At 49.8% G+C, this 5,468-nt stretch carries 2 tRNA genes and 3 rRNA genes; all 5 read right to left on the reverse strand.

Annotation, left to right across the window (positions count from 1 at the left end):
* Window position 1 precedes the first annotated feature (1 nt).
* Window positions 2-118: ribosomal RNA gene (rrf, locus tag IV40_RS10360) — 5S ribosomal RNA — on the reverse strand.
* A 71-nt stretch (window positions 119-189) separates the two neighbouring features.
* A 23S ribosomal RNA gene (locus IV40_RS10365) occupies window positions 190-3,108 on the reverse strand.
* A 171-nt stretch (window positions 3,109-3,279) separates the two neighbouring features.
* Window positions 3,280-3,352 (reverse strand) — tRNA-Ala (locus IV40_RS10370).
* A gap of 13 nt (window positions 3,353-3,365) precedes the next feature.
* Window positions 3,366-3,439, reverse strand: a tRNA-Ile gene (locus tag IV40_RS10375).
* Window positions 3,440-3,775: 336 nt separating this feature from the next.
* Window positions 3,776-5,333: ribosomal RNA gene (locus IV40_RS10380) — 16S ribosomal RNA — on the reverse strand.
* The 16S, 23S and 5S rRNA genes sit together here with 2 tRNA genes alongside, the layout of an rRNA operon.
* Between the last annotated feature and the right edge of the window lie 135 nt (window positions 5,334-5,468).

Below are 5,468 nucleotides of genomic sequence, written 5' to 3' on the forward strand. Positions count from 1 at the left end.
AGCGCGGCAGCTACCTACCCTCGCAGGCAGTTTCCCACCAACTACTATCAGCGTGGAGAAGCTTAACTTCTGTGTTCGGCATGGGAACAGGTGTAACCTTCTCGCTATCGCCACCACACTATTTGGTTTGAAAGAACTTTGTTCTCTCAAAACTGGATAGTCTCTTCAAACTTGAGAACAACCTTTTACTTGGTTAAGTCCTCGACCGATTAGTACTGGTCAGCTCCACACCTCACGGTGCTTCCACCTCCAGCCTATCTACCTGATCATCTTTCAGGGGTCTTACTTCCATAATGGAATGGGAAATCTCATCTTGAGAGGGGCTTCACACTTAGATGCTTTCAGCGTTTATCCCTGCCACACATAGCTACCCAGCGATGCGCCTGGCGGCACAACTGGTACACCAGCGGTGTGTCCATCCCGGTCCTCTCGTACTAAGGACAGCTTCTCTCAAATTTCCTACGCCCGCGACGGATAGGGACCGAACTGTCTCACGACGTTCTGAACCCAGCTCGCGTACCGCTTTAATGGGCGAACAGCCCAACCCTTGGGACCGACTACAGCCCCAGGATGCGATGAGCCGACATCGAGGTGCCAAACCTTCCCGTCGATGTGGACTCTTGGGGAAGATAAGCCTGTTATCCCCAGGGTAGCTTTTATCCGTTGAGCGATGGCCCTTCCATACGGAACCACCGGATCACTAAGCCCGACTTTCGTCCCTGCTCGACTTGTCAGTCTCACAGTCAAGCTCCCTTATACCTTTACACTCTGCGAATGATTTCCAACCATTCTGAGGGAACCTTTGGGCGCCTCCGTTACATTTTAGGAGGCGACCGCCCCAGTCAAACTGCCCACCTGACACTGTCTCCTACCACGCTTAGTGGTATGGGTTAGAGGGTTCATACAGCAAGGGTAGTATCCCACCAACGCCTCCACCGAGACTAGCGTCCCGGTTTCAACGGCTCCTACCTATCCTGTACAAGCTGTACAAACACTCAATATCAAGCTACAGTAAAGCTCCATGGGGTCTTTCCGTCCTGTCGCGGGTAACCCGCGTCTTCACGGGTACCATAATTTCACCGAGTCTCTCGTTGAGACAGTGCCCAAATCATTACACCTTTCGTGCGGGTCGGAACTTACCCGACAAGGAATTTCGCTACCTTAGGACCGTTATAGTTACGGCCGCCGTTTACTGGGGCTTCAATTCTGGGCTTCGCCGAAGCTAACTCATCCTCTTAACCTTCCAGCACCGGGCAGGTGTCAGCCCCTATACGTCATCTTACGATTTAGCAGAGACCTGTGTTTTTGATAAACAGTTGTTTGGGCCTATTCACTGCGGCTGACCTTACGGTCAGCACCCCTTATTCCGAAGTTACGGGGCTATTTTGCCGAGTTCCTTAACGAGAGTTCACTCGCTCACCTTAGGATTCTCTCCTCGACTACCTGTGTCGGTTTGCGGTACGGGTAATTTGTTTCTCACTAGAAGCTTTTCTCGGCAGTGTGACGTCAGAAACTTCGCTACTAAAATTTCGCTCCCCATCGCAACTTGTCCTTAAAGATAGAAGCATTTGACTCCTATCAAGACTTGTTGTTTGGACACCCATTTCCAGCCGGGTGCATTTCTTAGCCTCCTGCGTCCCTCCATCGCTCAAACAAAACCAATTAGTACAGGAATATCAACCTGTTATCCATCGTCTACGCCTCTTGGCCTCGACTTAGGACCCGACTAACCCTGGGAGGACGAGCCTTCCCCAGGAAACCTTAGTCATTCGGTGGATGAGATTCTCACTCATCTTTCGCTACTCATGCCGGCATTCTCACTTCTAAGCGCTCCATCAGTCCTCACGATCTGACTTCAACGCCCTTAGAACGCTCTCCTACCACGGATACCAAAGGTATCCATCCACAGTTTCGGTATCATGCTTAGCCCCGGTACATTTTCGGCGCAGCGTCACTCGACTAGTGAGCTATTACGCACTCTTTAAATGATGGCTGCTTCTGAGCCAACATCCTAGTTGTCTGTGCAACGCCACATCCTTTTCCACTTAGCATGAATTTAGGGACCTTAACTGGTGATCTGGGCTGTTCCCCTTTCGACAATGGATCTTATCACTCACTGTCTGACTCCCGGACTATATGATCAATGGCATTCGGAGTTTATCTGAGCTCAGTAATCCAAGACGGACCCCTTACCCAAACAGTGCTCTACCTCCATGATCAAACATCCGAGGCTAGCCCTAAAGCTATTTCGGAGAGAACCAGCTATCTCCAAGTTCGTTTGGAATTTCACCGCTACCCACACCTCATCTCAGCATTTTTCAACATACATGAGTTCGGTCCTCCAGTGCGTTTTACCGCACCTTCAACCTGGACATGGGTAGGTCACTTGGTTTCGGGTCTACACCAACATACTTAAGCGCCCATTTCAGACTCGCTTTCGCTACGGCTCCATCTTTTCGATTTAACCTCGCATGCTAGCGTAACTCGCCGGTTCATTCTACAAAAGGCACGCCATCACCCATAAATGGGCTTTGACTAATTGTAGGCACACGGTTTCAGGAACTATTTCACTCCCCTTCCGGGGTGCTTTTCACCTTTCCCTCACGGTACTGGTTCACTATCGGTCACTAGGGAGTATTTAGCCTTGGGAGATGGTCCTCCCGGATTCCGACGGAATTTCACGTGTTCCGCCGTACTCAGGATCCTGGACAGAGGGTAATGATTTTAGTATACGCGGCTATCACGCCCTTTGGCGTAGCTTTCCAACTACTTCTACTAATCATTACTTTGGTAACTCTAAAGTCCAGTCCTACAACCCCAAGAAGCAAGCTTCTTGGTTTGGGCTGTTCCCCGTTCGCTCGCCGCTACTGAGGGAATCGAATTTTCTTTCTATTCCTGCAGGTACTTAGATGTTTCAGTTCCCTGCGTCTACCTTCTATTACCTATGTATTCAGTAATAGATAACCAGCATAACTGGTTGGGTTGCCCCATTCGGAAATCTCCGGATCAAAGCTTACTTACAGCTCCCCGAAGCATATCGGTGTTAGTCCCGTCCTTCATCGGCTCCTAGTGCCAAGGCATCCACCGTGCGCCCTTTGTAACTTAACCTAACGATAACGATGTTATCGCGGTTAATGAGTTTAGCGATTAGTTGTAAACTAATTCATATTAGAACTCAAAAACGCGGTGTTCTCGGTTTTAATTATATTGTTAAAACATTTGAATAGACTATCCAGTTTTCAAAGAACAAAGTTACATTGCCGATCTGGGGACCGGCAATGGAGGCTAACGGGATCGAACCGATGACCTCCTGCGTGCAAAGCAGGCGCTCTCCCATCTGAGCTAAGCCCCCATAATTGGAAATATGGGCCTAGGTGGACTTGAACCACCGACCTCACGCTTATCAGGCGTGCGCTCTAACCAACTGAGCTATAGGCCCGACAGACGCTTCCAGTTATAAGTTGAGAGTAGACCTCTCAAAACTAAACAAAGTATCGAACAAATGTACAGTTCCGTAATTATTCCTTAGAAAGGAGGTGATCCAGCCGCAGGTTCTCCTACGGCTACCTTGTTACGACTTCACCCTAATCATCTGTCCCACCTTAGGCGGCTAGCTCCCCTTACGGGGTTGCCCCACCGACTTCGGGTGTTACAAACTCTCATGGTGTGACGGGCGGTGTGTACNGACAGACGCTTCCAGTTATAAGTTGAGAGTAGACCTCTCAAAACTAAACAAAGTATCGAACAAATGTACAGTTCCGTAATTATTCCTTAGAAAGGAGGTGATCCAGCCGCAGGTTCTCCTACGGCTACCTTGTTACGACTTCACCCTAATCATCTGTCCCACCTTAGGCGGCTAGCTCCCCTTACGGGGTTGCCCCACCGACTTCGGGTGTTACAAACTCTCATGGTGTGACGGGCGGTGTGTACAAGGCCCGGGAACGTATTCACCGCGGCGTGCTGATCCGCGATTACTAGCGATTCCAACTTCATGCAGGCGAGTTGCAGCCTGCAATCCGAACTGAGAATGGTTTTAAGAGATTAGCTTGACCTCGCGGTTTAGCGACTCGTTGTACCATCCATTGTAGCACGTGTGTAGCCCAGGTCATAAGGGGCATGATGATTTGACGTCATCCCCACCTTCCTCCGGTTTGTCACCGGCAGTCTCACTAGAGTGCCCAACTTAATGCTGGCAACTAGTAATAAGGGTTGCGCTCGTTGCGGGACTTAACCCAACATCTCACGACACGAGCTGACGACAACCATGCACCACCTGTCATTCTGTCCCCGAAGGGAACTCTCTATTTCTAGAGATAGCAGAAGATGTCAAGACCTGGTAAGGTTCTTCGCGTTGCGTCGAATTAAACCACATGCTCCACCGCTTGTGCGGGCCCCCGTCAATTCCTTTGAGTTTCAACCTTGCGGTCGTACTCCCCAGGCGGAATACTTAATGCGTTAGCTGCAGCACTGAAGGGCGGAAACCCTCCAACACTTAGTATTCATCGTTTACGGCGTGGACTACCAGGGTATCTAATCCTGTTTGCTACCCACGCTTTCGAGCCTCAGCGTCAATCACAGACCAGAGAGCCGCCTTCGCCACTGGTGTTCTTCCATATATCTACGCATTTCACCGCTACACATGGAGTTCCACTCTCCTCTTCTGCATTCAAGTCTTCCAGTTTCCGATGCACTTCCTCGGTTAAGCCGAGGGCTTTCACATCAGACTTAAAAGACCGCCTGCGCTCGCTTTACGCCCAATAAATCCGGACAACGCTTGCCACCTACGTATTACCGCGGCTGCTGGCACGTAGTTAGCCGTGGCTTTCTGGTTAGATACCGTCACTGGATGAGCAGTTACTCTCACCCACGTTCTTCTCTAACAACAGAGTTTTACGATCCGAAAACCTTCTTCACTCACGCGGCGTTGCTCCATCAGACTTTCGTCCATTGTGGAAGATTCCCTACTGCTGCCTCCCGTAGGAGTTTGGGCCGTGTCTCAGTCCCAATGTGGCCGATTACCCTCTCAGGTCGGCTACGTATCATCGCCTTGGTAGGCCGTTACCTTACCAACTAGCTAATACGCCGCGGGTCCATCCCAAAGTGACAGCTTACGCCGTCTTTCAAACGAAGACCATGTGGTCTTCGTTGTTATGCGGTATTAGCATCTGTTTCCAAATGTTATTCCCCGCTTTGGGGCAGGTTACCCACGTGTTACTCACCCGTCCGCCACTCACTTTCATCAAGTGCAAGCACTCGATGAAAGTTCGTTCGACTTGCATGTATTAGGCACGCCGCCAGCGTTCGTCCTGAGCCAGGATCAAACTCTCATATAAAATGATAAGCTTGTAGCTCATTTTTAAAAATTTACTTGCTAGCGAATTGACTTCGCAAATGTTTTGCTTTTAGCTTCATAAGAAGCAAAAGCCCTGCACATTTGATTCAATCGATACTTTGTTCAGTTTTCAAAG

This window comes from Lactobacillus selangorensis (genome assembly GCF_001437205.1).
Lineage (GTDB): Bacteria > Bacillota > Bacilli > Lactobacillales > Lactobacillaceae > Paralactobacillus > Paralactobacillus selangorensis.